Source organism: Micromonospora sp. DT41, from assembly GCF_049841715.1.
Lineage (GTDB): Bacteria > Actinomycetota > Actinomycetes > Mycobacteriales > Micromonosporaceae > Micromonospora > Micromonospora profundi.
Genome location: NZ_JBNCKU010000020.1, coordinates 24,326 through 49,953, shown reverse-complemented (window position 1 = coordinate 49,953; position 25,628 = coordinate 24,326). Strand labels below are relative to the sequence as shown.

The 25,628-nt window shown below is 70.6% G+C and carries 30 protein-coding genes; 12 read left to right on the top strand and 18 right to left on the bottom strand.

Features of this window, described 5'->3' with window-relative positions; all coding sequences use genetic code 11:
- The first annotated feature begins 9 nt into the window (after positions 1 to 9).
- Both xylB and ACLQ23_RS27750 read left to right on the top strand, forming a co-directional pair.
- Complete coding sequence (gene xylB, locus ACLQ23_RS27755) at positions 10 to 1,437, top strand: xylulokinase (protein ID WP_355593839.1); 1,428 nt, start codon at positions 10 to 12, stop codon at positions 1,435 to 1,437.
- Between the two features lie 94 nt (positions 1,438 to 1,531).
- Complete coding sequence (locus ACLQ23_RS27750; protein ID WP_355593841.1) at positions 1,532 to 2,977, top strand: MFS transporter; 1,446 nt, start codon at positions 1,532 to 1,534, stop codon at positions 2,975 to 2,977.
- A gap of 265 nt (positions 2,978 to 3,242) precedes the next feature.
- On the opposite strand, the gene ACLQ23_RS27745 is transcribed toward ACLQ23_RS27750, so the two are convergent.
- The 5 genes from ACLQ23_RS27745 to ACLQ23_RS27725 all read right to left on the bottom strand — a co-directional run bounded on the left by ACLQ23_RS27745 (position 3,243) and on the right by ACLQ23_RS27725 (position 9,561).
- On the bottom strand, positions 3,243 to 4,916 hold the full coding sequence (locus ACLQ23_RS27745; RefSeq protein WP_355594010.1) for a glycoside hydrolase family 13 protein: 1,674 nt from the start codon (positions 4,914 to 4,916) through the stop codon (positions 3,243 to 3,245).
- A 100-nt stretch (positions 4,917 to 5,016) separates the two neighbouring features.
- Positions 5,017 to 6,063, bottom strand: coding sequence for a LacI family DNA-binding transcriptional regulator (locus ACLQ23_RS27740; RefSeq protein WP_355593843.1), 1,047 nt, complete (start codon positions 6,061 to 6,063; stop codon positions 5,017 to 5,019).
- Positions 6,064 to 6,130: 67 nt separating this feature from the next.
- Positions 6,131 to 7,096 carry a carbohydrate ABC transporter permease gene (locus ACLQ23_RS27735; protein WP_355593845.1) on the bottom strand — a complete coding sequence of 322 codons (966 nt, stop codon included), beginning with the start codon at positions 7,094 to 7,096 and terminating at the stop codon, positions 6,131 to 6,133.
- A 1-nt stretch (position 7,097) separates the two neighbouring features.
- Complete coding sequence (locus ACLQ23_RS27730) at positions 7,098 to 8,144, bottom strand: carbohydrate ABC transporter permease (RefSeq protein WP_355593847.1); 1,047 nt, start codon at positions 8,142 to 8,144, stop codon at positions 7,098 to 7,100.
- A gap of 70 nt (positions 8,145 to 8,214) precedes the next feature.
- Complete coding sequence (locus tag ACLQ23_RS27725; protein WP_355593849.1) at positions 8,215 to 9,561, bottom strand: ABC transporter substrate-binding protein; 1,347 nt, start codon at positions 9,559 to 9,561, stop codon at positions 8,215 to 8,217.
- A gap of 238 nt (positions 9,562 to 9,799) precedes the next feature.
- Between ACLQ23_RS27725 and ACLQ23_RS27720 the strand changes: the two genes are divergently transcribed.
- The gene (locus ACLQ23_RS27720) at positions 9,800 to 10,573 is read left to right on the top strand and encodes a peptidoglycan DD-metalloendopeptidase family protein (RefSeq protein ID WP_355629887.1); all 774 of its coding nucleotides are present in this window, start codon (positions 9,800 to 9,802) and stop codon (positions 10,571 to 10,573) included.
- 53 nt (positions 10,574 to 10,626) lie between these two features.
- On the opposite strand, the gene ACLQ23_RS27715 is transcribed toward ACLQ23_RS27720, so the two are convergent.
- The 5 genes from ACLQ23_RS27715 to ACLQ23_RS27695 form a co-directional block, all read right to left on the bottom strand.
- The gene (locus tag ACLQ23_RS27715) at positions 10,627 to 11,121 is read right to left on the bottom strand and encodes a TspO/MBR family protein (protein ID WP_355593853.1); all 495 of its coding nucleotides are present in this window, start codon (positions 11,119 to 11,121) and stop codon (positions 10,627 to 10,629) included.
- A 190-nt stretch (positions 11,122 to 11,311) separates the two neighbouring features.
- Positions 11,312 to 11,455: a GPGG-motif small membrane protein gene (locus ACLQ23_RS27710; RefSeq protein ID WP_165947907.1), complete on the bottom strand. Its 144-nt coding sequence runs from the start codon at positions 11,453 to 11,455 to the stop codon at positions 11,312 to 11,314.
- On the bottom strand, positions 11,446 to 12,222 hold the full coding sequence (locus ACLQ23_RS27705; protein ID WP_053653071.1) for a metallophosphoesterase family protein: 777 nt from the start codon (positions 12,220 to 12,222) through the stop codon (positions 11,446 to 11,448). Before ACLQ23_RS27705 ends, ACLQ23_RS27710 begins: the two co-directional genes overlap by 10 nt.
- A gap of 10 nt (positions 12,223 to 12,232) precedes the next feature.
- On the bottom strand, positions 12,233 to 12,511 hold the full coding sequence (locus tag ACLQ23_RS27700) for a hypothetical protein (protein ID WP_355593855.1): 279 nt from the start codon (positions 12,509 to 12,511) through the stop codon (positions 12,233 to 12,235).
- Complete coding sequence (locus ACLQ23_RS27695; protein WP_355594012.1) at positions 12,508 to 13,134, bottom strand: nucleotidyltransferase; 627 nt, start codon at positions 13,132 to 13,134, stop codon at positions 12,508 to 12,510. The genes ACLQ23_RS27700 and ACLQ23_RS27695 overlap by 4 nt, the downstream gene beginning before the upstream one ends.
- 138 nt (positions 13,135 to 13,272) lie before the next feature.
- Here ACLQ23_RS27695 and ACLQ23_RS27690 point away from each other — a divergent pair, with 138 nt between their 5' ends.
- Positions 13,273 to 14,019 (top strand): dTMP kinase, encoded by a 747-nt coding sequence (locus tag ACLQ23_RS27690; RefSeq protein WP_355594014.1) that lies wholly within the window; start codon positions 13,273 to 13,275, stop codon positions 14,017 to 14,019.
- On the opposite strand, the gene ACLQ23_RS27685 is transcribed toward ACLQ23_RS27690, so the two are convergent.
- Entirely contained in the window at positions 14,004 to 14,696 is a 693-nt protein-coding gene (locus ACLQ23_RS27685; RefSeq protein WP_425881352.1) for an SDR family NAD(P)-dependent oxidoreductase, read from the bottom strand. The two genes, ACLQ23_RS27690 and ACLQ23_RS27685, sit on opposite strands and share 16 nt — an antisense overlap.
- 249 nt (positions 14,697 to 14,945) lie before the next feature.
- Between ACLQ23_RS27685 and ACLQ23_RS27680 the strand changes: the two genes are divergently transcribed.
- The 3 genes from ACLQ23_RS27680 (at position 14,946) to ACLQ23_RS27670 (ending at position 18,207) form a co-directional block, all read left to right on the top strand.
- Positions 14,946 to 15,860: a MurR/RpiR family transcriptional regulator gene (locus tag ACLQ23_RS27680; protein ID WP_355593859.1), complete on the top strand. Its 915-nt coding sequence runs from the start codon at positions 14,946 to 14,948 to the stop codon at positions 15,858 to 15,860.
- Positions 15,857 to 16,813, top strand: a complete 957-nt coding sequence (locus ACLQ23_RS27675) for an N-acetylmuramic acid 6-phosphate etherase (RefSeq protein WP_355593861.1) — start codon at positions 15,857 to 15,859, stop codon at positions 16,811 to 16,813. Before ACLQ23_RS27680 ends, ACLQ23_RS27675 begins: the two co-directional genes overlap by 4 nt.
- Before the next feature lie 404 nt (positions 16,814 to 17,217).
- Positions 17,218 to 18,207, top strand: a complete 990-nt coding sequence (locus ACLQ23_RS27670) for a sigma-70 family RNA polymerase sigma factor (protein WP_053653065.1) — start codon at positions 17,218 to 17,220, stop codon at positions 18,205 to 18,207.
- A gap of 72 nt (positions 18,208 to 18,279) precedes the next feature.
- Here ACLQ23_RS27670 and ACLQ23_RS27665 read toward each other — a convergent pair whose 3' ends face one another.
- Positions 18,280 to 19,257, bottom strand: a complete 978-nt coding sequence (locus tag ACLQ23_RS27665; protein WP_355593863.1) for a C40 family peptidase — start codon at positions 19,255 to 19,257, stop codon at positions 18,280 to 18,282.
- Positions 19,258 to 19,758: 501 nt separating this feature from the next.
- Here ACLQ23_RS27665 and ACLQ23_RS27660 point away from each other — a divergent pair.
- On the top strand, positions 19,759 to 20,280 hold the full coding sequence (locus ACLQ23_RS27660; protein WP_355593865.1) for a DUF6232 family protein: 522 nt from the start codon (positions 19,759 to 19,761) through the stop codon (positions 20,278 to 20,280).
- A gap of 18 nt (positions 20,281 to 20,298) precedes the next feature.
- Here ACLQ23_RS27660 and ACLQ23_RS27655 read toward each other — a convergent pair whose 3' ends face one another.
- Both ACLQ23_RS27655 and ACLQ23_RS27650 read right to left on the bottom strand, forming a co-directional pair.
- Entirely contained in the window at positions 20,299 to 20,625 is a 327-nt protein-coding gene (locus ACLQ23_RS27655; RefSeq protein WP_053653062.1) for a DUF3817 domain-containing protein, read from the bottom strand.
- A 25-nt stretch (positions 20,626 to 20,650) separates the two neighbouring features.
- Positions 20,651 to 21,097 (bottom strand): hypothetical protein, encoded by a 447-nt coding sequence (locus ACLQ23_RS27650; protein ID WP_355593867.1) that lies wholly within the window; start codon positions 21,095 to 21,097, stop codon positions 20,651 to 20,653.
- Between the two features lie 130 nt (positions 21,098 to 21,227).
- Between ACLQ23_RS27650 and ACLQ23_RS27645 the strand changes: the two genes are divergently transcribed.
- Genes ACLQ23_RS27645 through ACLQ23_RS27635 form a run of 3 tightly spaced genes read left to right on the top strand, consistent with a single transcriptional unit; the run spans position 21,228 to position 22,470 of the window.
- The gene (locus ACLQ23_RS27645; RefSeq protein WP_167942952.1) at positions 21,228 to 21,566 is read left to right on the top strand and encodes a DUF6158 family protein; all 339 of its coding nucleotides are present in this window, start codon (positions 21,228 to 21,230) and stop codon (positions 21,564 to 21,566) included.
- On the top strand, positions 21,566 to 21,895 hold the full coding sequence (locus ACLQ23_RS27640; protein WP_355593869.1) for a hypothetical protein: 330 nt from the start codon (positions 21,566 to 21,568) through the stop codon (positions 21,893 to 21,895). Before ACLQ23_RS27645 ends, ACLQ23_RS27640 begins: the two co-directional genes overlap by 1 nt.
- A gap of 32 nt (positions 21,896 to 21,927) precedes the next feature.
- On the top strand, positions 21,928 to 22,470 hold the full coding sequence (locus tag ACLQ23_RS27635; protein WP_355593871.1) for a DUF1360 domain-containing protein: 543 nt from the start codon (positions 21,928 to 21,930) through the stop codon (positions 22,468 to 22,470).
- 61 nt (positions 22,471 to 22,531) lie between these two features.
- Here the strand turns inward: ACLQ23_RS27635 and ACLQ23_RS27630 are convergent, their stop codons facing one another.
- The 3 genes from ACLQ23_RS27630 to ACLQ23_RS27620 all read right to left on the bottom strand — a co-directional run bounded on the left by ACLQ23_RS27630 (position 22,532) and on the right by ACLQ23_RS27620 (position 24,348).
- On the bottom strand, positions 22,532 to 22,726 hold the full coding sequence (locus ACLQ23_RS27630) for a hypothetical protein (protein ID WP_088987953.1): 195 nt from the start codon (positions 22,724 to 22,726) through the stop codon (positions 22,532 to 22,534).
- Between the two features lie 23 nt (positions 22,727 to 22,749).
- The gene (locus tag ACLQ23_RS27625; RefSeq protein ID WP_377671804.1) at positions 22,750 to 22,983 is read right to left on the bottom strand and encodes a hypothetical protein; all 234 of its coding nucleotides are present in this window, start codon (positions 22,981 to 22,983) and stop codon (positions 22,750 to 22,752) included.
- Between the two features lie 279 nt (positions 22,984 to 23,262).
- Positions 23,263 to 24,348, bottom strand: coding sequence for a 3-deoxy-7-phosphoheptulonate synthase (locus tag ACLQ23_RS27620; RefSeq protein ID WP_355593875.1), 1,086 nt, complete (start codon positions 24,346 to 24,348; stop codon positions 23,263 to 23,265).
- 283 nt (positions 24,349 to 24,631) lie between these two features.
- On the opposite strand from ACLQ23_RS27620, the gene ACLQ23_RS27615 reads away from it, so the two are divergent.
- Positions 24,632 to 24,844: a hypothetical protein gene (locus ACLQ23_RS27615; protein WP_053653055.1), complete on the top strand. Its 213-nt coding sequence runs from the start codon at positions 24,632 to 24,634 to the stop codon at positions 24,842 to 24,844.
- Here ACLQ23_RS27615 and ACLQ23_RS27610 read toward each other — a convergent pair.
- Positions 24,814 to 25,560: a phosphodiesterase gene (locus tag ACLQ23_RS27610; RefSeq protein WP_425735721.1), complete on the bottom strand. Its 747-nt coding sequence runs from the start codon at positions 25,558 to 25,560 to the stop codon at positions 24,814 to 24,816. The two genes, ACLQ23_RS27615 and ACLQ23_RS27610, sit on opposite strands and share 31 nt — an antisense overlap.
- Positions 25,561 to 25,628 lie beyond the last annotated feature (68 nt).

Genomic DNA, 25,628 nt, shown 5'->3' with positions numbered 1-25,628 from the left:
GGCCCCGCCATGCCGCTGGTCGCGGGCGTTGATTCGTCCACTCAGTCGTGCAAGGTGGTCATCCGGGACGCGGAGACCGGTGCCCTGGTCCGGCAGGGCCGGGCACCGCACCCGGACGGCACCGAGGTCGATCCGGAAGCCTGGTGGCAGGCGCTGCGCAGCGCCGCCGATCAGGCCGGCGGGCTTGGCGACGTGGCGGCGGTCTCCGTGGCCGGCCAGCAGCACGGCATGGTCTGCCTCGACGAGGCCGGGCAGGTGGTCCGCCCGGCCCTGTTGTGGAACGACACACGCTCCGCCGACGCCGCCGCCGACCTGATCGAGGAGGCCGGCGGCGGCGCGGCCGGGCGTCGGTTCTGGGCCGAGGCCACCGGAAGTGTGCCGGTGGCCAGCTTCACCCTCACCAAGCTGCGGTGGCTGGCCACGCACGAGCCGGAGCGGGCAGCCCGGGTGGCGGCCGTCTGCCTGCCCCACGACTGGTTGACGTGGCGGCTGGCAGGCGCACCGGGGCTCGGCGCGCTGCGTACCGACCGGGGTGACGCAAGCGGCACCAGCTACTGGTCGCCGGCCACCGGCGAATATCGGCTGGACCTGTTGGAGCAGGGCTTCGGCCGGCAGGTGGTGGTGCCTGAGGTGCTCGGTCCGGCGGAGTCGGCGGGAAAGCTGGCCGACGACCTGGGCGGGTCGGGCGGCGCGCTGCTCGGCGCGGGCACCGGAGACAACGCCGCCGCCGCGCTCGGCGTCGGCGCCGGCCCGGGTGACGTGATCGTCTCGATCGGCACCTCCGGCACCGTGTTCAGCGTCGCCGACGTGCCGGCCGCCGACGACAGCGGTGCGGTGGCGGGCTTCGCAGACGCGTCCGGTCGCTTCCTGCCGCTTGTCGCCACGCTCAACGCCGCCCGGGTGCTGGACGCCGCCGCCGCGATGCTCGGCGTCACCCTCGACCGTCTGGCCGAGTTGGCGCTCTCCGCGCCAGCCGGCGCGGACGGGTTGGTCATGGTGCCCTACCTGGAGGGTGAGCGGACGCCCAACCGGCCGCTCGCCACCGGCGCTGTGCACGGGCTGACCCTGCGCACGTCGACGCCCGCGCACCTGGCCCGCGCCGCCGTGGAGGGCATGCTCTGCGCGCTCGCCGACGGCCTCGACGCGCTGACCGCCCAGGGCGCCACCGCCCGCCGCGTCATCCTGGTCGGCGGCGGCGCACGGTCGGCGGCGGTCCGCCGGATCGCGCCGCAGGTCTTCGGCTGTCCGGTGGTCGTCCCGCCGCCGGGCGAATACGTCGCCGACGGAGCTGCCCGCCAGGCCGCCTGGGTCGCCCTGGGCGGTCCGACGCCGCCCACCTGGGCGGTCGAGGGCACCGAGGAGTACGCGGCCGAGCCCGTCCCCGCCGTTCGTGAGAAGTACGCCGCCGCGCGTGGGATGGTCCTCGACAGGCGCTGACCGACCGGGTCGACGCGGGTGGGTGCCGGTGCGAAGCCGACCGGTACCCACCCGCGTGACGACCTCCTCAGCGGAGTCTGGTTGGCTGCCGGTCATGACCGTGACCAGTGGCGGGCCTGCACCGGGCCGGGCGCGACGCCTGCACGGCTGGGGCGGGAGCCCGGCGCACCGGTTCTACAGCGTGGCGGTGTTCGTGCTCCTCGCCTCGCTGGACAACGTGGCGATCGGGTTGGTGCCGCCGCTGTACGGCCCGATCTCCGACGCGTTCGACGTGCCGGGGCGGCTGCTCGGTCTGGTGACCGCGGTCAGCTTCCTGGTCAGCGCGGTGGCAGCGGTCGGCTGGGCGTACGTCGGTGACCGGACCAACCGCAAGCCACTGCTCATGGTGGGCACGTTGCTCTGGGCGGCGGGCACCGGCGGCAGCGCCCTCGCCGGCGGCTACCTGACGTTCCTTGCCGCACAGATGGTCGGCGCTGTCGGTCTCGGCGCTGTCGGCTCGGTGGGCTTCTCGGTGGTCACCGACCTGATCTCGCCGACCCGGCGCGGGCTGGTGATGAGCTTCTGGGGGCTGTCGCAGGGGATCGGCACGCTCGCCGGAACGCTCGTCGGCGGCCTGCTCGGGTCCACCGACTGGCGGCGGCCGTTCTGGGTGCTGACCGCTGTCGGCCTGGCCGCCACTGTGGCCTACCTGTTCACCTATGACATCCGACGTGGCCAGAGCGAACCGGAACTGGCCCGGGCGCTGGACGCGGGTGCCGACTACGACTACCGGATCAGCAGGGCCGATCTGCCGCGCATCCTTGCCCGGCGGACCAACCGCTGGCTCATCCTGCAGGGGCTGACCGCGCAGGCGGCCTTCGGTTCGCTTGTCTGGCTGCCGGTGCTCTTCGCCGAACGCGCCGAGGCCCAGGGCTATTCGCCGTCGACGGCAGTGGTGGTGGGAAGCGTCTTCGCCACACTGTTCCAGCTCGGCGGAGTGCTCTCCATCGTCGGAGGGCTGGTCGGCGACGCGCTGCAACGGCGTACCCCGAGGGGTCGCGCACTTGTCGCGGCGGTCGGCATTCTCGCGGCCGTGCCGTTCTACCTGGTGTTGTTCTTCGTGCCGGTGACCATCGACGTGCCCGACGGCGCCGGCGGCGGCGCGGTGATCGGCGCGGTGCTGTCCAGCGTGTTCACCGAACCGTCGGTGGGGCTGAGCCTGCTCACCGCTGTGGTGGCGCTCGCGCTGACCTCGGCCAACTCGCCGAACTGGTTCGCGCTGATCGCCGACGTCAACCCGCCGGAGCACCGGGGCACCGTCTACAGCCTCGGCAACCTCGTCAACGGCGTCGGGCGGGCGGCCGGCAACGGGCTGGTCGGTGTGGCCTTCCAGGGGTTACGTGCCGCGTTCCCGCCGCCGTTGAACTTCGCCGTCGGGCTGGCAGCGTTCCAGCTCTTCTTCATTCCGACCGGCATCATGTACTGGCTCGCCTCGCGTACCTCGCCAGCGGACATCGACAACGTGCACGACCTGCTGCACAGCCGCGCCGACCGCCTCTGACCGCACCCCGCCGACCCTGCCGATCCGCCGGCCGCCCGCAGATCGAGGCCACTACATCAAGGAAATAGTGGGCTCCAGCCGGGTCGAGGCCACTACATCGTTGAAGTAGCGCGACCTTGGTGGGCAGCGTGCAGCGGGGTGGGCGGGTGATTCGTTTGCGACATCAGCTCTTACGGGCGCGACCCACCTCCGCCGCCCCGGTCAGGAGCACTGACCGGAGGGGTCGGCGGGGATGGGTCGGCGGGGACGGGTGGTCGGTCGCCTGTCAGGCGCGCAACCACACAGTCACGTCGGTCGGGATCGCGCCGTCGTCGTCCAGCGGTGCGCTTGCGGCGAGCACCTCCGCCCCGGTCGGCACCGGCACCGCAGCGTCGCCGAAATTCGTCAGCACTGTCAGCGTTCCGTTGCGGAAGGTCAGCACCTCGTCGCCGGAGGACAGCCACTCCAGCGTGCCGCGGCCCAGCCCATGTTCGCGGCGCAGCCGCAGGGCCGTGCGGTACAGCTCGTACGTCGAGCCCGCGACGCCGCGCTGCCGGTCCAGCGCGTACTCGGCCCAGGACGCCGGCTGTGGCAGCCAACTGGCGTCGGTCGGCCCGAAGCCGTACGACGGCGCGTCGGCCTCCCACGGGATCGGCACCCGGCAGCCGTCCCGGCCCCGCTGGGTGTGCCCGCTGCGCGCCCAGGTCGGGTCCTGCCGGGCCTCGTCGGGCATCGTGGTGTGCTCGGGCAGCCCCAACTCCTCGCCCTGGTAGAGGTACGCCGAGCCGGGCAGGGCGAGCATCAGCAGGGTGGCCGCCCGAGCCCGGCGCAGGCCGAGCGCGGCGTCCGGCTGCGGGTCGTCGGCGCCGATGCCGTTGGGCCGGCCGCTGCCGACCGGCAGACCGAGCCGCGAGGCGTGCCGCACCACGTCGTGGTTGGACAGCACCCAGGTGGTCGGCGCACCGACCGAATCGGTCGCCTCCAGCGAGCGCGTGATCACCGCGTACTGGGCCGGCGCGGACCAGGCGGCGAGCAGGTACTCGAAGTTGAAAGCCTGGTGCATCTCGTCCGGGCGGACGTAGCGGGCCAGGCGCTCGGCCGGCTCCACCCACGCCTCGGCGACAAGCACACGCCCGCCCGGGTAACCGTCGAGGACCTGCCGCCACTGGCGGTAGATCTCGTGAACGCCGTCCTGGTCCCACATCGGCGGGCGCGGCTTGTCCACGTCCTGGCCGGAAAGGATCTCCTGCGGTTCCTGCCAGTTGGCCAGGTCGGCCTGCTTGACGAGGCCGTGTGCCACGTCGACACGGAAACCGTCCACCCCGCGGTCGAGCCAGAACCGCAGGACGTCGAGGAACTCAGCGTGCACCTCAGGGTTGTCCCAGTTGAGGTCCGGCTGGCCGGTGTCGAACAGGTGCAGGTACCACTGGCCCGGCTGGCCGTCCGGGTCGACGGTCCGCGTCCAGGCGGGGCCGCCGAAGACGCTCTGCCAGTCGTTCGGCGCCTGGTCACCGGTCGGGCCGAGGCCGTCCCGGAAGACGTACCGGGCGCGCTCCGGGCTGCCCGGGGCAGCGGCCAGCGCGGCCTGGAACCAGCGGTGCGCCGAGGAGGTGTGGTTCGGCACCAGGTCGACGATCACCCGCAGACCGCGGGAGCGGGCCTCGGCGATCAGCTTGTCCGCGTCGGCGAGGGTGCCGAACAGGGGGTCGACGTCCCGGTAGTCGGCCACGTCGTAGCCCGCGTCGGCCTGCGGCGACGGATAGAACGGGGACAGCCACACCGCGTCCACGCCCAACTCGACAAGATGGTCGAGGCGGGCCGTGATGCCCGGCAGGTCGCCGACCCCGTCGCCGTCGGAGTCGGAGAACGATCGGGGATAGATCTGGTAGATGGCGGCCTCGGTCCACCAGCCGGTGATGGGGCCGCCGGAGGGGGTCTGCTGGGTCGGGTCGGTGTTCAGAATGATCTCCCGTGTCGAGCCGTGGGTGGACTGCCGGGCGGTGGTGCGGCTGCCGGCCGCGTCGCCGCCAGCCGCCGACCGGCGGCAAAACATTGAGATGTCAGTGTGCCCGGGGCGGCGCGGTCGACTCGCGGACCACGAGCCGAGTGGGCAGGATCACCGGCGTGTCGGGGTCGCCGGCCCGCTGGCCGACGACCGGGCCGACGCTGCGCGTCCCGAGCGGGTCCAGCAGCATACGGGCGGCCAGCCGGCCCTGCTCGGCGGCGGGCTGGGCGATGGTGCTGAGCCCCAGCACACCGGCGAGGTCGTGGTCGTCGATGCCGATCACGCTGACGTCCTGGGGTACGCGCAGTCCGGCGTCGCGCAGCGCGGTCATCGCGCCCATCGCCATCTCGTCGCAGGCCGCGACTATCGCGGTCGGTGGCTCACCACGGGCCAGCAGTTCGGTGGCTGCCTGGTTGCCGCCGTCGATGGTGAACGAGGACTCGACGTCCAGACTCGGATCGGGCCGCAGGCCTGCGGCCTTCAACTCGGCCTGGTAACCGCGACGCCGGTCGAGGTGGGTGGTGAACGCCAACTCGTCGTCGGGGTCACCGGAGATGTGGGCGATCCGGCGGTGGCCGAGGTCGAGCAGGTGGCGGGTGGCCACCCGCGCGGCCGCGACGTCGTCGATGCGGACGCACGGCCAGTTGGGCACCCTGCTGCCGGAGCTGATGGTCACCCCCGGCAGGTCCAGGGTGGCCAGCGCGGTCAGGTCGGACGGGCGCAGCGGGGTGGCGACGAGCATCATGGCGTCCACCCGCTTGTGCAGGTTCGCGGTACGCAGCACCCGCTGGCGGACCTGCTCCCGGCCGCCGAGGTTGTAGAGCAGCAGGTCGTAGCCGGACTGGTGGAGGTACTCCTCGACGGCCTCGACGACGGTGCTGAAGAACCAGCGGGTGATCCGGGGGACGACCACCGCGACGGTGCCGGTGCGGCCTCCGGCCAGCCGGGACGCGCTCGGTGAAACCGCGTAGTCGAGCTGCTCGGCGGCGGCGAGCACCCGGCGTCGGGTGGCTGCCGAGACCGTCGGCAGCCCGCGTAGAGCCCGTGAGACGGTGGCCGTGGAGACCCCGGCCAGCCGGGCGACATCATCAATCCTCGTCACGGTTCCCCCCGCTTCGTACGCGGCGCCCGCCGCCGCCCAAGGGGCCAGGCGGCGGCGGGCGAGCGGGTCAGCCCTTGACGCTGCCGGCGAGCAGACCTCGCACGAAGAAGCGCTGGAGGGACAGGAACACGACGAGCGGAACGATGATCGACACGAACGCGCCGGCGGTGAGCCGTTGCCACTCGTTGCCCCGCGTGCCGGCCATCTCGGCCAGCCGAACCGTGAGCGGGGCGGTCTCGTTGCCGCCGCCGGCGAAGATCAGCGCGACCAGCAGGTCGTTCCAGACCCAGAGGAACTGGAAGATGCCGAACGCCGCAAGCGCCGGGGTGATCAGCGGCAGCACGATGGTGCGGAAGATCTTCGGGTGGGTTGCCCCGTCGACGCGAGCCGCCTCCATCAGATCCCCCGGTAGCTGCGAGATGAAGTTGTGGAGCAGGAAGACGGCGAACGGCAGCGCGAAGCAGGTGTGTGCGAACCACACCTGGGCGAACTTCTGCTCGTCGACCAGGTCCCAGGCGGGCATCAGGGTGATACCGCCGAGGCTGACGCCGGTGGAGAAGAACTTCAGCAGCGGCACCAGGGCCATCTGAAGCGGAACGATCTGCAACGCGAAGATCGCGATGTAGACCCAGTCCCGTCCCTTGAAGTTCATCCAGGCGAGCGCGTACGCGGCCAGGGCCGCGAAGGCGAGCGGGAAGAGCACGGACGGGATGGTGATGGCCAGCGAGTTGATGAAGTAGCTGGCGAGCTGCCCGGATGACGACGACCGCCCGAACAGGACCTGCTGGTAGTTCTCCAGCGTGAACTGCGGGTTGGTGAAGGCCGTCCACCAGCCGGTCGTCTTGATCTCGTCCTCCGGGCGGAGGGAGGAGATGAACAGGCCGAAGGTCGGGATGGTCCAGACCACCGCGATGACGATGGAGACCAGGGTCGCCGTACGACTGTTCAGTCGCTTGCGGACCCGCCCGGCGGCGGTCTTCGGTGTGTCGGTCTTCTGGGTGCCGGCGGCGACGGTCGGCGTTGCGGTGGTCATCTCAGCCCTCCCGTTGCTGACGGAGGTTGCGGATCTGGTAGATCACGACCGGGATGACCAGGATGAAGAGGAAGACCGCGAGCGCGGAGCCCTGCCCGTTCTGGCCGTACCGGAACGCCTGGTTGTACATCTCGCTGGCGATCACGCTTGTGTCGTAGTTGCCGTTCGTCGAGGTCCGGACGATGTCGAAGACCTTGAGCGTGGCGATCGTGAGGGTCACCGCCACGACGATCAGCGCCGGTCGGATGCTCGGCATGGTGATCTGCCAGAACATCTGCCACGGGCTGACGCCGTCGAGTCGGGCGGCCTCCACGATGTCACCGGGGATCGCCTTGATCGCGGCGGAGAGCACCACCATGGCGAAGCCGGCCTGGATCCAGACCATGATGACGATCAGCAGGAGCGTGTTCAGCGGTGATTCGAGCAGCCACTGCCTGGGCTCGAAGCCGAGGCTGACCACGATCTGGTTGAGCAGGCCGATCTGGTCGCCTTCACCGCGGTAGGCGTAGACGAACTTCCAGATGATGCTGGCGCCGACGAACGAGATCGCCATCGGCAGGAAGATCAGCGATTTGGCTATGGCCTCGAAGCGGGCCTTGTCCACCAGGACGGCGTAGATCAGGCCGAAGGCGGTCGCGACAAGCGGGACCAGGACCACCCAGACCAAGGTGTTGATCAGGACCCGGACGATCGAGTCGTCGGAGAACATCCAGCCGTAGTTGCGCAACCCCACCCAGTTGGTGCTGCTGCCGTCCATCAGGGAGAGCAGCATGGTGCGGATGGCCGGCACGACCAGGCCGACGGTGAGCAGCAGCAGCGTCGGCAGCAGGAAGAAGAACGCGAAGAAGCCCTCGCGCTGCTTCGGGCGGCGGGGGAGTGGGGTCCCACTCGTCGAGGCCGCCACGAGTTGCGCTTCCCGCCGCTTGGCGAACCAGGCCGGTACGACGTCGAGCAGCAGGAGCAGACCGCTCACCACCACCACGAAGGCGACCAGCCCGTACATCAGCATGAGGAGCTTCGGCTGCTCGTCGGCGAAGTCGAACTCCATCAACCCTCCCTTGAAGGTCCGTGCGGTCGGTGGCCCGGCCCGCTGAGCGCGGGCCGGGCCACCACCGGGATCACTTAGGCCAGCTGCTCTCGATGCCCTGGAGCACCGGGGCGGTCGCCTTGCCGTTCAGCCAGTCGACCATGCCCTTCCAGAACGTTCCCGCGCCGACGGCGGCCGGCATCAGGTCGGATCCGTCGAAGCGGAACACGCCGCTCTTGTCCTGGAGGATCTGGACGGAGAGCTTGTCGACAGGGCTCGCGACGTTGGCGATGTCCAGCTTGTTGTTCGCCGTGACCCAGTTGCCGAGCTTCGCGCGGCTGTTCACGTACTCACCGGAGGCGAGGTAGGTCTGCACCGCCTGGACCTCGGGGCGGTCGGCGTACGCGACGACGAACTCGCCAGCGCCCAGGACCGGCTTGCCCTTGGCCGGGTCGATGGCCGGGAAGTAGAAGGCGAACGCGTCGCCGTCCTCGGCCACCTTGGTGCCCTCGGGGAACTGGTTGGCGTAGAACGACGCCTGCCGGTGCATCGCGCACTTGCCGTTGGTCACCGGCACGCCCGCCTCCTGGAAGGAGGTGGTGGTGATGCTCTTGACGCCGCCGAAGCCGCCGTTCATGTACTTCTCGTTCTTGAGGATGGTGCCCGCGCGGTCAACGGCGTCGACGATCCGAGGGTCGTTGAACGGGATCGCGTGGGTGGTCCACTGGTCGTAGACGTCGGGCGTCTGCGTACGCAGCAGCACGTCCTCGATCCAGTCGGTGGCCGGCCAGCCGGTGGCGTCACCGGACTCGACGCCCGCGCACCACGGCTTCATGCCGCTGTCGGCGATCTTGTCGCTCAGGGCGATGAGCTGCTCCCAGGTGGTGGGGACCTCCCAGCCCTTCTCCTTGAACGTCTTCGGCGAGTACCAGACGAAGGACTTGACGTTGGCGCCGAGCGGCACGCCGTAGAGCGTTCCGTTGACGGTGCCGTACTTCAGCCAGTCGGCAGGCATGTTCTGCTCGGCCATGGCCTTGGTGTCGGCCCCGAGGGACTTCAGCTTGCCGGCGTCCGCGAAGCGCTTGACAAGGCCGGGCTGGGGCACGAAGGCGATGTCGGGGGCGTTGCCGCCGTCGACCCGCACGGGGAGCTGCGCCTCGAACTCGCCGCTGCCCTCATAGTTGATCTCGATGCCGGTGCACTCGGTGAACTGGGACCACGAACGCTCCAGCAGGTCGGCCTCGGCGTCACGGATGGACGCGTAGATGGAGACCTTCTTGCCGTCGTTGCCCTGGTACTTCTCGTACGGGGCGCACTCCGCGGAGCCCGCCTTGTCACTCTTCTTGTCGTCACCGGTGCCGCAGGCGGTGGCGCTGAGCGCCAGCCCGAGCACACCGGCGATCACGAAGGCCTGGCGTGGTCTGGTGAAGACCGCCATGCCGTCCTCCTTCCTAGCCGGCGCGGTCGTGCTTTTGACCCGTCGCCGGTCCGATTGGGCGTGCACACATGTAAGCGCTTGCATCCGGTCTGGTCCACCCCCAGTCAGACACGAGCGAGTAACAATCCAGAAACCTTGAAACCCGCGCTGGGCGCGCTCCCAGACCTCTTTCGAAGATTGGCAATATCTGTCAGGCTGATGCCACTACATCGAAGGTTTTCAACATAGGAGGTGCTGTATGCGTAAGAGGTGGATGAGCCTGTTGGCGACGGCTGTGCTCGTCGCGGGAGTCCTCACGCCGGTCAGCCCGGCGATGGCCGCTCCGACCTTCAGGGTGCCCTTCCCCTGCGGCCAGACCTGGTCCGGGCAGACCCGGTCAGGGCACAGCCCGGCGTACGCCATCGACTTCAACCGCACCGACGACGTCGGCGATCCGGTGGTGGCCAGCGCCCCCGGCACCGTCGACGTGGTGACCAACCTCGGTAACACCAGCTACGGCAAGTACGTCCGGATCAACCACGGCGGGGGCTACACCACCTACTACGCCCACCTCAACGGATTCAACGTCTCGGTCGGGCAGACGGTCGGCTACGGCAAGGTCATCGGCTGGGTCGGCAGCACCGGTGGATCCAGCGGGCCGCACCTGCACTACGAGCAGCGCCTCAACGGCAGCGACATCCAGGTCCGGTTCAACGGCAGCCTGGCGCTCTACTGGGGCACCAAGAACTACACGAGTGGCAACGGTTGCAGTTCGGGTGCCGGCTCGGGCACCGTCGACACCAGCGGTACGCCGCTGACCGTGCGCTCCGGCCCGGGCACCGGGTACGCCTCGGTGGGCACCGTCGCCGACGGCGCCAAGGTGACGATCGCCTGCCAGACCAGCGGCACTAGCGTCACCGGCACCTACGGCACCAGCACGATCTGGGACCGCATCGGCAGCGGACGCTTCATCGCCGACGCGTACGTCTACACCGGCCACGACGGATACATCCCGAACGTGCCCCGCTGCTGACGGGGGCGATCAGGGTCTCCGGCCGGCACTGCCGACCGGAGACCCGACGCGGTTCAGGAGTTCAGCTGCCAGATCGACAGGTTCAGCGCGGCGGCGAAGGTGACCCAGGCCCAGTAGGGCAGCATCAACGCCATCGCGACCCGGGACACCCGGGCGAAGAGCACCACTGTCACCCCGATCGCCAGCCACATCAGCACGATCTCCGCGAACGCCAGTCCGTACTGGCCGGCGCCGAAGAACAGCGGGGTCCAGATCGCGTTGAGCACCAACTGGGCGGTCCACGCCCAGAGCGCGGGGGAGAAGCCGACGCGCCGCCAGACCAGCCAACCGGCCACCGCGATCAGCGCGTACAGCGCCGACCAGACCGGGCCGAACAGCCAGGAGGGCGGCGCCCAGCTGGGCTGTTGCAGGCTCGCGTACTCGCCGGTGGTGCCCTGCACACCCAGCCCGCCGATCGCGGCCGCGACGAAGACCGCCGCCGCGAAGCCGGCAAGGGCGAACCAGGATCGCCGGCCGGTGGTGGGTCGCGCCTGCCGAGTTGTCTCCATGGTCGAGATATTTCCTGTTCAGCTGCCGGTCAAACCGGCGCCAAGCCGGGCGTCGACGGCGCAGCGGCCACAACGGCGTCACCTGGCGCAAACGGCGCCGGGGCCGCCGCGGCCGGTGCCCCTGTCGGGAGGACGGGGCTCCGGTCGCCGGCGGCCCCGACGGGTCCCGGTGTGTTGGTTGATGCGGACGTCAATTGAAGATGCTGACACCACCCGGGCCGACCAACAGCCCGACAACGATGAGGACGACGCCCCACAGGATCTGCCGGCGGAACAGCGCGAGGATGCCGGCGACCACGAGTACGACTGCGAGAATCCAAAGAATCAGCTCCATGACCTCTGACTACCCGACCCGCCGATTCTGGAAACCTGGTCGGTGTCGAGTTGATCGCCGACATGGAACACGCTGTACGCCTGCTTGATCACCGGGTGCGCCACGTTGCGGACACGCACCCCACCGGGGGTGGTTCCGCGCTCGGTGCCCGCGTGCGCGTGGCCGTGCACGGCAAGCGCTGTGGGTGCCGAGTCGATGGCCTGCCCCAACTGGTACGAGCCCAGGAACGGGTAGATCTCCAGCGGCTCGCCGACCAGGGTGTCCGGCACCGGGGCGTAGTGGGTCAGCGCGACGAGCATGTCGCAGTCCAGTGAGCGCAGCGCAGCGCCGAGGCTCTCCGCGCTCTCGTTCGTGGTCCGGACGAACGCCTTCATCTCCGGCTCGCCGAAGTCGCTCGCGCAGCGCCCCGCGAACCCGCCGCCGAAGCCCTTCACGCCGGCGATGCCGAGCCGGCCCCCGGCGCAGTCAAGCACCACACCGTTGCCCTCAAGCACCGTGATGCCCGCGTCTTCGAGCACCTTTACCACCTGTGGCACCTGGTCACACTGGTGGTCGTGGTTGCCCAGCACGGTCACCACCGGCACGGCGAGGCCACCGAACTCCTGCGCCACGCAGCGCGCCTCGGCCTCGGTGCCGTGCCGGGTCAGGTCTCCGGCCAGCAGTAGCACGTCGGCGCAGTCCGGCAGCTCCTCCAACGCCGGGCGGAACCGACCGACGACGTCCTCGTCCAGATGCACGTCACCCACGGCGGCTATCCGGATCACCATCGAACCTCCCTCAGGGCAGTTGCTCGATCTCCGTGGGCGCCTGGGCGCGGATCACCCCGATGTCGCTGGTGATCGGCACGTCCGGGAAGCGCTCGGCCACTCGGCGCATGATCTCCTCGCGCCGGTGTGGGCTCTCCACCTCGCCGTTGAGCACGAGGGTGTCCTCCCGTCGGACCACGGTGATCCCCTGTTCGGCGACTGCGGGATCCTCGGTGAGCAGCCGTTGGATCTCCGCCTCGACGTACTCGTCCGGTGGTGGCCCGGCGCCGGTGTCGCGATCGTGCGTCACGGTGTCCCCTCTCCTGCCTGGGTGCCGCTGTCCGGCACCACCTCCAGCCGGTCCAGCAGCACCAGGAACGCCTCCGCGTACGGGGAGTGCTGCGTCTCCTTGCGTACCCGTTCCCAGTCGATCTGCTCCCGCAGCGACCGGGCCAGTGGCAGGCCGCGGGCGAAGTCGCAGTAGTGCTGGGAGAAGCTCAGCAACTTGTGCACCATGAGCTGGGTGGCGGACAGGACCGGCATCTGGATGGCGTCCACCGGACGCACGACCGTGTCGGCGAACGTCTCCTCGGTCACCGGGGTCTCGATCGGCCGGTGGATCAGATCGACCATCCGCTCGTCGTCGAAGACCTTGACGAGCCAGTCCTCCGGCGGGCGCTCGGCGCGGAAGCCGGCAGCCACCAGGGCCTCCAGCGACCGTTCGACGTCGGCCTCACGGATCAGGAAGTCGACGTCGTGATCGCTCGAGTGGCCCCCGTGCGCGTAGACGGCGAAGCTGCCGCCCAGGGCGAACGGGATCTCGGACTGCTTGAGCACGGCGGCGACCTTCTTGAGGGTGTGCACCAGACTCTCGTCCCCGCGCTCGGCCATCTGGGTCTCCCGTCGGTCATGTTCGTGGACAGGCGGCTGGATCGAACTTCCGTACCCGGCATTCCGGTTGCCCACACCTGGCGAGGTAGCGGTCGGGGATCAACGGGGACGAAGCGCGACAAACCTCGCAGAGATGAGCGTGGGTCGGATAACCTGTCAAGGGTGGCCAGATCACCGGGGATGCGACGTGGCACTACCCGATTACGCACCATCGCACTGATCGGCATCGACGGCTCGGGCAAGACGACCCAGGCGCACCGGCTGGCCGACGCGCTGACCGCCGCCGGTCGCCCCGCCACCTACCGCCGCAACGCCAGCGGGCGTCGCTGGCTCGGCCGGGTCGCGCAGCGGCTCGGCCGTCCGGACGCGCAGCGGCTCGTGGGGCGCGACGGCGTCCTGGCTGTGGAGTCCGTGCTGCGTTGGTGCGCCATCGCCATCGCACTGATCAGCTGCCTGCTCACCGGCCGCACGGCGGTGATGGACCGCTATTCGGCCTGCCAGTACGCCAGCATCCGGGCGCATGGCGGGCAGCGGTGGGAGCGGCTGGCCCGCGCCGGCTACCGACTGTTCCCGACACCGCAGGTGACGTTCCTGCTCGCCGTCGACCCGGCGGAGGCGTACCAGCGCATCGAGCGTCGGGGCACCGACCACGAGACGATGGGCTGGCTCACCGCGGCGGACACTGCGTACCGGACGCTTCCCGAGTATCCGACCTTCGTGCTTGTGGACGCCGGTCGTCCGGCCGATGAGGTGACCGAGCAGATCCGGGCGCACCTCACGGCCTGGCTGCCCTCGGGCGTTGGCTCCGACCCGTTCCCGCAGTCGTTCGATGCTCCACCGCTGCCGGACGGGCCACCCGTCGCGCCGGTGGTGCAACGCTCCGAGCGCGTCGGCACCGGCCCGCTTGTGGCTCAGGCGCGTCCGTAGACCGGGACGCTGGCACCGCTTGTCGGCGCGGAATCGGCCGATGCCAGAAAGTGGATCACCGGCGCGATCTCGGTCGGGGAGACCCAGCGGGAGTGGTCGGCGTCGGGTTGGGCGGCCCGGTTCGCGGGCGTGTCGATGACGCTTGGCAGCACTGTGTTGCAGCGGACGTTCCGGGACCGGTACTCCACAGCTACCGCGTTGGCAAAGGCGAGCACCGCCGCCTTCGCCGTGACGTAGCCGGCCGCCCCGGGGAACGGGGCGAGGGCCGCGCGGGACGACACGCAGACGACCGCGCCGCCGCCGGCGGCAACGAGGTGCGGCAATGCGGCCTGGGTGACCAGGTAGGTCGGTCGCAGGTTGACGGTGAGCATCCGCTCGAACTCCTCGACCGGCGTTTCGTGCACAAGCCCGCTGCTGGCGTACCCGCCGACAAGGTTGACCACGGCCCGCAGCGGCGCGGCGGCGTCGGCGGTGGCGGCCTCGACCGCGCGGGCAGCGCCCGCGGGGTCGCTCAGGTCCGCGGCCAGGCGGACCAGACCGTCCGCCGCCGGCTCCGGCCCGGGCCGACTCTGCCGCTCGGGTACGACCACACGCCAACCCGCCGCCAGGAAGGTGCTGGTGACCGCCCCGCCCAGCCCGCCCGCGCCTCCGGTGACAAGCACACTGCGTTCCGCCATGCGGTCACGCTAGCGTCTCGCGGGGATGACCTGGCCGGTGCGGTCGACCGAGGGGGCCGTACGGGCCGGCTGGGCCCGGATCGCCGCACCTGAAACGCCGTATGGTGCAGTGGCCGGACCCGGTGGGGGAGGCGGTGCTGTCTGGACGGTGGCACGCTTGGCCGGAGGGACCCGGCCGGTTCGGCAGTGTTTTGCCCAACACGTGGAGTCGTGGTTGACGCTTCCGCCTGGTGAAAGTAAGTTTCATCCGTGGCGAAGAGTCCGAAGATTTCTGCGAATCACGAGCCCGGTGGGCTGATCGTCCACATCAGTGGGCTGCTGCCGTCGCTGTCGCCTGCCGAGCAGCGGGTCGCCCGGCTGGTCGTGTCCGATCCGGCCGCCGCCGCCCGGCGGACGATCACCGACCTCGCCACCGCAGCGGAGACGTCCGAGGCGACAGTCATCCGGTTCTGCCGTTCGGTGGGCATGGACGGTTACCCGCAGCTGCGCATCCGGCTCGCCGCCGAGGCTGCCCGCCGGATCGAGCCGCCGGACGCCAGGGTCGTCGGCGGTGACATCCCGCCCGGCGCCGACCTCGCCCAGATCATCGCCACCATCGCGTTCAACGACGCCCGCGCGGTCGAGGAGACCGCCGAGCAACTCGACCCCGCTATCTGCGAGCAGGTGGTCGAGGCCATCAACGGTGCCGGTCGCATCGACATCTACGGCGCCGGCGCCAGTGGGTTCGTCGCTTCCGACTTCCAGCAGAAGCTGCACCGCATCGGGCGGATCGCCTTCTACTTTCCCGACGTGCACACCGCGCTGACGTCCGCCGCGCTGCTCGGCCGAGGCGACATCGCGATCGGCATCTCGCACACCGGCACCACCTCCGACGTCATCGAGGTGCTGGAGCAGGCGCGTACGCGGGGCGCCAGCACCGTGGCGCTCACCAACTTCCCGCGGTCGCCGATCACCGAGGTGGCCGACTTCGTGCTGACCACGGCGGCTCGGGAGACGACCTACCGCTCCGGTGCCACAGCCAGCCGGCTGGCCCAGCTCACAGTGGTCGACTGTCTCTTCGTCGGGGTGGCCGCCCGCAACAGGTCCCGCGCCCGCAAAGCCCTCGAGGCGACCGCCGAGGCGGTCCAGTCGCACCGGGTGGGTGCCAACCGGAGGCGGGCATGACGCCCGGTGCGGTGGAGCCGGACGAGGCCATGTCAGCACCGCCCGTCCGCCCGGCCGTCCGGGTGGGTGCCCCCACGGAACGGCGTAACCCGCTGAGCGTCGACCTCGACCTGATGTCGACCCGGGACGTGCTCACCGTCATCAACGAAGCCGACCGGCGGGTGCCGGCGGCGGTCGCCGCGGTGCTCGACGAGATCGCCGCCACTGTCGACCTGGCCGTCGCGGCGCTGCGTGGTGGCCACCGGGTGCACTACTTCGGGGCCGGCACCTCGGGTCGGCTGGGCGTCCTCGACGCGGCCGAGCTGGCACCCACGTTCAACTCGCCCCGGCACTGGTTCTGTGCGCACCTCGCGGGCGGGCCGGACGCGATGTGGCGGGCAGTGGAGGACGCCGAGGACGACGATCAGGGCGGCGCGGTCGAGGCCGCCGGATGTGTGCGTGCGGGTGACCTCGTGGTCGGTCTCGCGGCCAGCGGGCGCACCCCGTACGTCCTCGGGGCGCTCGCCGCGTCCGGCGCCACGGGTGCCTCGACGGTGCTGCTCTGCGCCAATCCGGAGGCGGAGGCGGCCCGGTCCGTCGACGTGTTCATAGGGGTGGACACCGGACCCGAGGTGGTCACGGGGTCGACCCGGATGAAGGCGGGCACAGCGCAGAAGTTGGTGCTCAACACGTTCTCAACCGCCGTCATGGTGCGCCTGGGTCGGGTCTACTCGAACCTCATGATCGATATGGTGGCCACAAACGCGAAGCTTCGTGGCCGAATGATCTCGATCCTGATGGAGGCGACCGGATGCTCCGAGGAGGTTTGCCGGCGGGCCCTCAACGAGGCCGATGGTGATCTGAAGACGGCACTGGTCTCGCTGGTCTCCGGCGCCGAGGTCGCTGCCGCGCGGGCCGCGTTGGCGCGCTCCGCCGATCAGGTGCGCGGCGCCCTCGCACTGCTCGCCTCCTGAGGCCCTGCACGCCGGGAAGCGAACGGGGCTCCGGATTGTTCATCGGGGCGGGGGGTAATAACACCCCCAGTGGATGAACCGACCGGCCCGCCGGTACGTGTTTGGCAGTGACCAGGATCGCAGCACGGTGGTGACCCGGGTCGCTGTGCCCCCGCCGCGGGCGGTGTTGCCATGGTGCGGGGTGTTCGGCGATTTCGTCGACCCGCCAACCCGTTTGAGGTGCCCAGCGGCGAGTTACCCGGGCGGGTGCTGACAGCGAACATGGACCGTGCTCTCAGCAACTACTCAGGCATTCGTGACACTTTCGACTCACGACATGGAATCCCCGAGACGTCTTATCTGTTGTGTAGGTGTCAGCACCGATGGGCACAGCAGAAGTTACCAGGGGCTGACCGACGTGGGGAATGGCAAGGAACCGGGCAACCGGCGCGAGCGAGGGGACCGTGGGCAACGTGGACAAGAACATCGGCATGCGCACCGACGAGGTGGCCGAGGAGCGCGACCTGGTCGGCGTCTACCTGCACGAGATCTCCCGGACGCCACTGCTGGACGCCGCCAAGGAGGTCGACCTCTCCAAGGCGATCGAGGCTGGCCTGTACGCCGAGCACCTGCTCGGTGAGGACGCCGTTCCCGACGGGGTCGACCGGACCGACCTGGAGTGGCTGGTCGTCGAGGGTGAGCGCGCGAAGGACCTCTTCATCCGCGCCAACCTGCGACTGGTCGTGTCGATCGCCCGCCGCTACGTGCGCTCGGGCATGCCCATGCTGGACCTGATCCAGGAGGGCAACACCGGCCTCGTCCGGGCGGTCGAGAAGTTCGACTACGAGCGTGGCTACAAGTTCTCCACCTACGCCACCTGGTGGATCCGTCAGGCCATCAGCCGGGCGATCGCCCAGCAGGAGCGCACCGTGCGACTGCCCGTGCACCTGGTGGAGGACGTCAACCGGATGCGCAACGTGGCCCGGCAGCTCACCCGTGAGCTGGGTGCCGACCCGGAGCCGGAGCAGATCGCGGCATCGCTCGGCGTCACCGTCGAGCGGGTCAACGAGCTGCGCCGCTGGTCGCAGGACACCGTGTCGCTCGACACTCCGGTCGGCGACGACGGTGACACCAACCTGGGCGACCTGGTCGCCGACAGCGACGCGCCGTCGCCGGAGGACATCGTCCTCAGCGGGCTGGAGCGGCAGCGCATCGAGGGTCTGCTCAACCACCTCGACGACCGTTCGGCCGGCATCATGCGGGCCCGTTACGGCCTCGAGGACGGCCGCGAGCACTCGCTCACCGAGGTCGCGTCGCGGTTCTCGCTGTCGCGTGAGCGGATCCGCCAGCTGGAGATCCAGGCCCTCGGCCGGCTGCGTGAGCTTGCCCGCGCGGAAGGGCTGCAGGCCGCCTGACCTGGTAGTAATGACGGCGAACGGCCGGCGTCCGATAGGGGGACGCCGGCCGTTCGCCGTATTCGGGTCGGGCTAGCGGACTCGGCCGTAGCCCTGGATCGGCATCATGTTCATGCCGCGTTTGAGCACGTTGCGGCCGGCGCTCGGTGCGTCGATCACCTGGCCGCCACCCACGTATAGGGCGACGTGCCCGAGCCCGCTGTAGAAGACCAGGTCTCCCGGCCGCAGGTCGCCCTTGCTGATGTGGCTCACCGCGCCCCACTGCATGCGCGTGTTGTGCGGCAGCGACTTGCCGGCGGCCCGCCAGGCCGCCGAGGTGAGCCCGGAGCAGTCGTAGCCGTTAGGTCCGTCGGCAGCCCACACGTACGGCTTGCCGAGCGCGCCGAAGGCGTAGCGCACCGCCGTGCCGGCAGCACCGGACACCGCGGGCACGTTCTTGGCCTCGGTCTTCGCCGTCTTGGGCGCGGGCCGTTCGGTGGCCGATCCGTACGCCTGGCGACGTAGCTCGTAGAGCTTGGCCAGGTCGTTTTCGATGCGCTTCTTGCCTGCGGCGAGTTCGCGGGCCTGCACGGCCTGCCGGGCCAGCGTGGCGTCCAGACGCGACTTCTCGTCCAGTAACCGCTGCTGGTTGGCGGTGAAGCCGGAGATGCGCGCCTGCCGCTGGCGGGTCAACTGGTCGAGCGTGCCGAGTCGATCCAGCAGCGCAGCGGAACCGCCGGGCCGCAGCAGGGCGTCCGCGGTCCGCAGGCCACCACTCTTGTACGCGGAGTTGGCCAGTTGGGCGACGTCGGCCCGGCTCTGCTCGGCCTGTTGCTCCAGCGGGCCGATGCGGGCCTGTAGTTGGGCCACCGTGGCCTTGTTGGCCTTGATCTCCTCGTTGAGCTTGTTGTACGACTCCACGACCCGCTCCAACTCGGTCGAGGAGGCCTCGATCCGGCGGGTCAGGTCGGCCGGGGACGGCTCGGCGTGAGCCACCGCCGTTGGCGCGATCAGCGCGGCCGACATGCCGACCAGCGCCACGGTGCGCAGCAGGTATCTCAGGGATGACAAGAGCGAAAGGCCCCTCTCCCACGGTCGCCGACGGCGCTGCTGACGCCTCGGCGACACCGGCTGGGGCCACCCGGGTGGACGGCACTGGGCCAGACCGGCTCGAACAACCTAACCCGGGACGCCTGAAACCCGCAGTTGAAGTAGGGGCGAATGTTGGCGGAGTGACGTGAAGGACCATTGCGTCGCCTGGCGCGATCGTGGCTGGTGAACACGAGTGGAGGCGACGCCAAATCCCTTCTGTCGGCTATTGACTGGTTTCTGACTTTCGTCGTTCCGGGCGTATGCCGTCGGATGGGCGGCCGCGATACCCGACAAAACCTGAAATGGATGCTGTTTCGTAACGATGTCGCCCGTGTGGGTGAGCTGTCGGAAGCCGGTAAATGCCCAGGTGGGCTGGCGGCGCCCGAACACAATGGAGGCCGGAGCCGGGAATCCCGTCGACAGACGACGATGCCCGCGGCTGGTGGGCCCCCGGCGGATCGCCCCTCGGGGGGAGGACCCGTGAATCGTGAAGGCGCAACGACGCGACCGCAACGAACGGTGCCCGGTGCCCGGTCGACACTGCTGTACGCGCGACCCGGCATCATCGTCACCGTCGACCGGTTCACCGTCGGCCGCACCAGTTACCGCATCGTCGACCTGACCCACCTGCGCACCACCCGAGGCCCGCACGACCGGATCGCCGTCCGGGCCGTCGTGGCCACCGCGTCCATGATCGGTGCGGTCGGTCTGCTGCTCGGCTTCACCGGCGGCCTGGAACGGCTGACCGCCGGGGCGTACCTCATTCTCGGTGCGGTGTTCCTGCTGCCCGCGGCGCTGGCACTGGTCGGCGACCGCTGGCGTCCACCGCCGTACGAGCTGTGGGGATGGCACCGGGGCGCCGAGGTGCTGCTGTTCAGCGCCGACGACGAGCGGCAGTTCGGTCAGGTCACCCGGGCGTTGCTGCGAGCCCGGGAAGTCAACAGGTACGGCGGCTGGGTGGACCCGGTCGCCTCGGCTGACCCGTGGCGGCCCAGCCGTTGACCGCCCGCAGGGCTGCGGTCAGCTGGCGACCGGCTCCGGCGTACGCGCGGCCGGCTTGTCCAGCCAGCCGGTGACCCGGCGCTCGGCGTAGAACGAGACGAACGGCACGGTGCCGGCAAGCATCACCAGGAGCATCCGCTTCAACGGCCACTCGGCCCGGCGGCTCAGGTCGAACGCGGCCAGCAGGTAGAGCATGTAGAGGAAGCCGTGGGCCTGCCCCACCGTCTCCACAACGATCGGGCGGTCGAACCCGTACTTCAGCGGCATGCCGATCACGACCAGCAGGATCAGCGCGACGCCCACGATCCAGGCGATCACGCGGTACCGGGTAAGGGCTGCGCCCACCGTCGTCCGTCCTTCCGAACCCGGCTCAGCCGGGGTAGTCACCGGGCCGGGCACCCGGATTGGCGTTCAACCATGACAGGTAGTCGTTGTAGGCGGCCAGGTCGGCGTCCTCGGCGGGCGGGGCCGTCGCCGGCACCCGGGACACCCGGACCGGCCGGCGTACCGCCGGGCGGGACCCGGTGGTCGCGGCCGGCGTCGACTCGGCCGCCGTCGCGTCGGCAGCCGGGTCGGCTGCGTCGGCCGGTGACTCGGCTGTCGCCTCCGCGCTGCGGCGGGCCAGCCGTACCTCCCGCCACCAGACGTAGACCACGAAGCCGGCGAAGACCGGCCACTCGACGGCGTACCCCCAGCTGATGCTGTTGCCGGCGGTGGCCCGGCTGATCTGCCACCAGCCCAGCCCGAGGAAGCTCACGACCAGCACGACCATGGCCACGTGGCGTGCGATCCACGCCGGGGTCCAGAGCCACCTCATGGCGTCGAGGGTACCGGGCACCGTGCCGATCTCCGACACCGTGTCGTAGTCGTCGCGTCGTCGGGATGGTTTGGCGGCACCGGCTTTGGGCATCCGTCTAGACGCCAGCCCAAACGAACCCAGGGGGGCGATGATGACCGGATCGGTACGTGAGGACGGTTTTGCGTCCAGCGGCAGCACGGACATGAGCCCGGAGCAGCGGGTGCCCGAGTGGGGCGGCGACCAGTTCGCCGACCCGGGCGGCGCGGATCTCGACGGCGGAACGCTCGGCGTCGACCCGACGGAGCTGACCGACGAGGATCTGATCCGCGAGATGCACAGCCTGCACCGCACGCGGCTGGACACCCTCCGGCACGCCTCGGACTCCGCCCTCGCCAACCACCTGAGGCGCACGGCCGAGCTCGAAACCGAGTACCTGGCCCGCCACCCGGGCCGCGAGGTCGACCCGAGTCGCCTGCGGGACGACTGATGGCGGCCCATGCGGTACGAGGCATGTCCGCGCCGCCGGAGGTGGTCTTCAACACGGCCACCGACCCGTCCCGGGCCTCGGCGTGGCTGCCCGAGCCGTTGCGCGGCGACGGCAGCCCCGCCGCCGAGATCGACGGCGAGGAACTGCGGGCCCGCTGGGACGACACCGACTGGTCCGCGGAACTGCGGGTCCATCCCGCGGACAGCGGTGGCGCGCGGATCGAACTCGACCTGACCGACGGCGCGGGCGGCTCGGGTCCGGACCAACTCGCGGACGAGGCGTTGGCCAACCTCGTCCGTGAGGTCGCCGACAACCTCCAGGCCGGCTGATACCGCACCTTCACGACATGCGAGGAGAACGGGTGACCGACACGGGCCTGCGACACAGGGTGGCGCGGCTGCGCCGGGCGTACGCGCCACACGAACATCGGCCGCTCGGCGGCTACCTGGTGGCGATGGGCACCTACGCCGGAGTGACCGGAGCGCTCGCCGGTCTGGTCAAGGCAACCGGTCGGCCGGTGCCCGAGCGCCCCGCCCCAGCCGACGTGGTGCTGCTCTCCATCGCCACACACAAGCTGAGTCGGCTGCTGTCCAAGGACGCGGTGACCAGCCCGCTGCGGGCGCCGTTCACCAGGTACGACCGGCCGATCGGCAGCGGCGAGGTGATGGAGCAGGTCCGTGACTCCGGCAGCTCCACCCGGCACGCCATCGGGGAACTGCTGAGCTGCCCGTTCTGCCTGGCGGTGTGGGTGGCCACCGGGCTGACCGGTGGTCTGGTGCTTGCTCCCCGGCTGACCCGGCTGGTGGCGACAGCGCTCACCGCGGTCGCCGCCTCCGACTTCCTCCAGATGGCGTACGCGACGGCGCAGCAGGCCGCCGAGGGCGGGCACCACGACGACGACTGAACCGCGCACACGAAAGCGGGGGCCGGCATCCGTACTGCCGACCCCCGCTTTCGTGTGCGCGTCAGCGCTGCATGCCGGACCAGCCGTGCGGCGACTCCGGCTCCCGCTCGTCCTCGTCAGCCCCGGTGATGATGTCCCGGTCGACTGCCGTCTTGTCGTGTTCGTTTGCGAAGTCCGGCTCGGGCGTGGTGTCCATGCCCTTCGGCGGTTGGCCGAGCGCCGGCACCTTCTCGTCGTGGTCCTCGTGGTGCGTCATGTCGGTGTCCCTCCTGGGGTCGCTCACCCGACGGAACCGCCGAGCAGGTCGCTTACCTCGTCCACCGCGTACTCGCCCTCGGGCAGGGCGTCGATCCGGGCGAGCAGCTCGGGCGGGAGTTCGGCGGCGACCGCCCGGCGGTAGATGTCCGCCTGGGTGATCCGCTCCTGACCCCGGTAGAGGTCGTCGAGCAGGTCGTCTAGAGCTCGGGTGTCCGGCTCGCCGGTAATTGATGCGTCGTCGGTCACGCGGATCAGCTACCCGGGGCGGAATCGGTCAAACGTCGCGCCAGCGGCTCGCGCAGGGTGCGGCGCCCGCCGGTAAAGACAGCGCCGCCCCCGGCCGAAGGGCCGGGGGCGGCGCTGGTGTCGGTGTGCAGGTCGCCTCTCGGCGAGTGGCACGACGCGGCTCCAGCCGAACGGTATTCCGCGAGGGCTATTTAGGTGAGGCCCGGGGACACTGGACACACCGACACCTCTGTCAACGGACCGACCCCCGCCGGTGTTCCGGGCAGGTCAGTGACCGCCGTCACACCGTCAGGCGCGGGCCGGCAGAGCGGCCCGGCGGGACTGCACGGCCGTGGCCAGGTGTTCGAGCACCTGGGCGGTGTCGTCCCAACCGAGGCAGGCGTCGGTGACCGAACGGCCGTACACCAGCTCACGGGTCGGGTCGAGATCCTGCCGGCCCGGCAGCAGGAACGACTCAAGCATCACGCCGGTGATTCCGCGCTGGCCGTCGGCCATCTGGCCGGCCACGTCCGCGACGACCTTCGGCTGGTTGCGGTGGTCCTTGCCGCTGTTGGCGTGGCTGGCGTCGATGACGAGCCGCTCCGGCAGCCCGGCGGCGCGTAGCAGGTCGAGCGCGCCGGCCACCGACTCGGCGTCGTAGTTGGGTCGACCGCCGCCACCGCGCAGCACCAGGTGCCCGTCGGTGTTGCCCCGGGTGTGCATGATCGCCGGGGTGCCGGAGAAGTCGATACCCGGGAAGACGTGCGGCACACCGGCGGCGCGGATCGCGTCCACGGCGGTGCCGATGCTGCCGTCGGGACGGTTCTTCATGCCGATCGGCATGGACAGCCCGGACGCGAGCTGCCGGTGCACCTGGCTCTCCACGGTGCGGGCGCCGATGGCCCCCCAGCCGACAAGGTCCGCGATGTACTGCGGCGAGATCGGGTCGAGGAACTCGCAGCCCACCGGCAGGCCGAGGCGCAGCACGTCGAGCAGCAGTGCGCGGGCGAGCCGCAGGCCGGTGTTGACGTCGCCGCTGCCGTCCAGCCCCGGATCGTTGATGAGGCCCTTCCAGCCCACCGTCGAGCGCGGCTTCTCGAAGTAGACGCGCATGACGATCAACAGGTCGTCGGAGAGCCGGTCCGCGACCACGCGCAGACGCTCGGCGTAGTCGAGGGCGGCGGCCGGGTCGTGCACCGAGCACGGGCCGACCACCACCAGCAGGCGATCGTCCTCGCGGTCCAGCACACGGCTCACCGCGCGGCGGCCGGTCAACACGGCCGAGGCCAGCGAGGCATCCAGTGGCAACTCGTGGTGCAGCAACGCGGGAGTGGTCAACGGCACGACACGTTCGATCCGTTGATCACTGACGCGAACGGTCTCAGGGGTCGTCACGGTGGGGCATCCTTCCGCCGACCGTGCCCCGGGGCCGGTGCCCGGGTCGAGCCGGCTGCTCGTACGCAAAAGGGCAGGAACGAGAGCTCCTGCCCGGGCCGGCTTGGTCAGCGGTGACGTCAGATCATGGAGAAGTCACCGGCGTGCAAGCCGGCTGCCTAAACCATCGATACGAACACCTCACGAGCTGAGCGTACCCGACCGGCTGCGCAAGGCGACCGTCGTCCCAAGATGCGGCAAGAACACCGCGTGTCGGACGCGCCGCCGGGGTAACAGGGGTGCCATGACTGACGAGCAGAGCGACCAGGAGCGGGTGGAGTCCCGCGCACACCTCCTACCCGAAGAGGCGGCGGCCGGCAGCGACGACCCGGAGGCGCAGGCGGAGGCCATCCTCGCCGAGTCGGACATCCGGGAGGCGGACCAGAACGCGGCCCCCGACACGGTGCTGGAGCGCCGTACCTCGGATCAGACAGTGGCCGTCGAGCCGCCGGACTGACCGGACGCGCCGCGCGCCCGACGCGACCCCCGGTAGGTCTGGTCCCGCAGCCAGGCCAGCGGGCCGGCCGCCCGCAACCCCGGCGGCAGGTTGCGCACCGGGTCGAAGGCCAGCGCGGCATCCTCCCGGGCGCTCAGCCGGGCGCCGATGCTGAACTGCCCGACCGGCCGCCACGGCCCCACGGCGGACGCGACCGCGAGCACCAGTCGCGGCGCGTCCGCCCGGGCCGCAGCGGCCACCGTGGCCAGGCTCCGACCCAGGTCGACCGCCTCGGGGTCGGCCAGCGCGGCCAGCCAGAGCCGCCGCCGTCCCACCCGAAAACCCACGATCGTGCTGTACGTCCCGGCGAAGCGCCGCCGAGGCAGCGGCAGCGACCGCAGCACCGGGGCCGCGCCGCTGGAGCTGACCAGCAGGTCGAACGGGCGACCGCTGTCGAAGTGCACCCGCAGTGCCAGGCCCAGCACGTCCGGCCAGGAGCCGGGCGTGGGGGTGCCCTTGGAGAGTCGCACGATGCCCCCGTACCGGCCGGGGTCGTCCAACAGGCCGACCCCGGTGGGCGGTCCGGGCGTACCCCAGATCGTCACCTCGGCGACGAACGACGCACCGGCCGGATGCAGCAGCCGGCCGCGGCGCAGCCGGCCGAGCGCGGCGCTGGCGCGCTCGACGGCGGTGGCGGCCGGCCCGGCCGTCCGGCGTGCGGGAGGGGTTACGGTCATTCCCCTCCGATACCCCGACCAAAGGGCTCGATGCGGTCGGCTCGCCGACCGACCACACGTCACCTTTC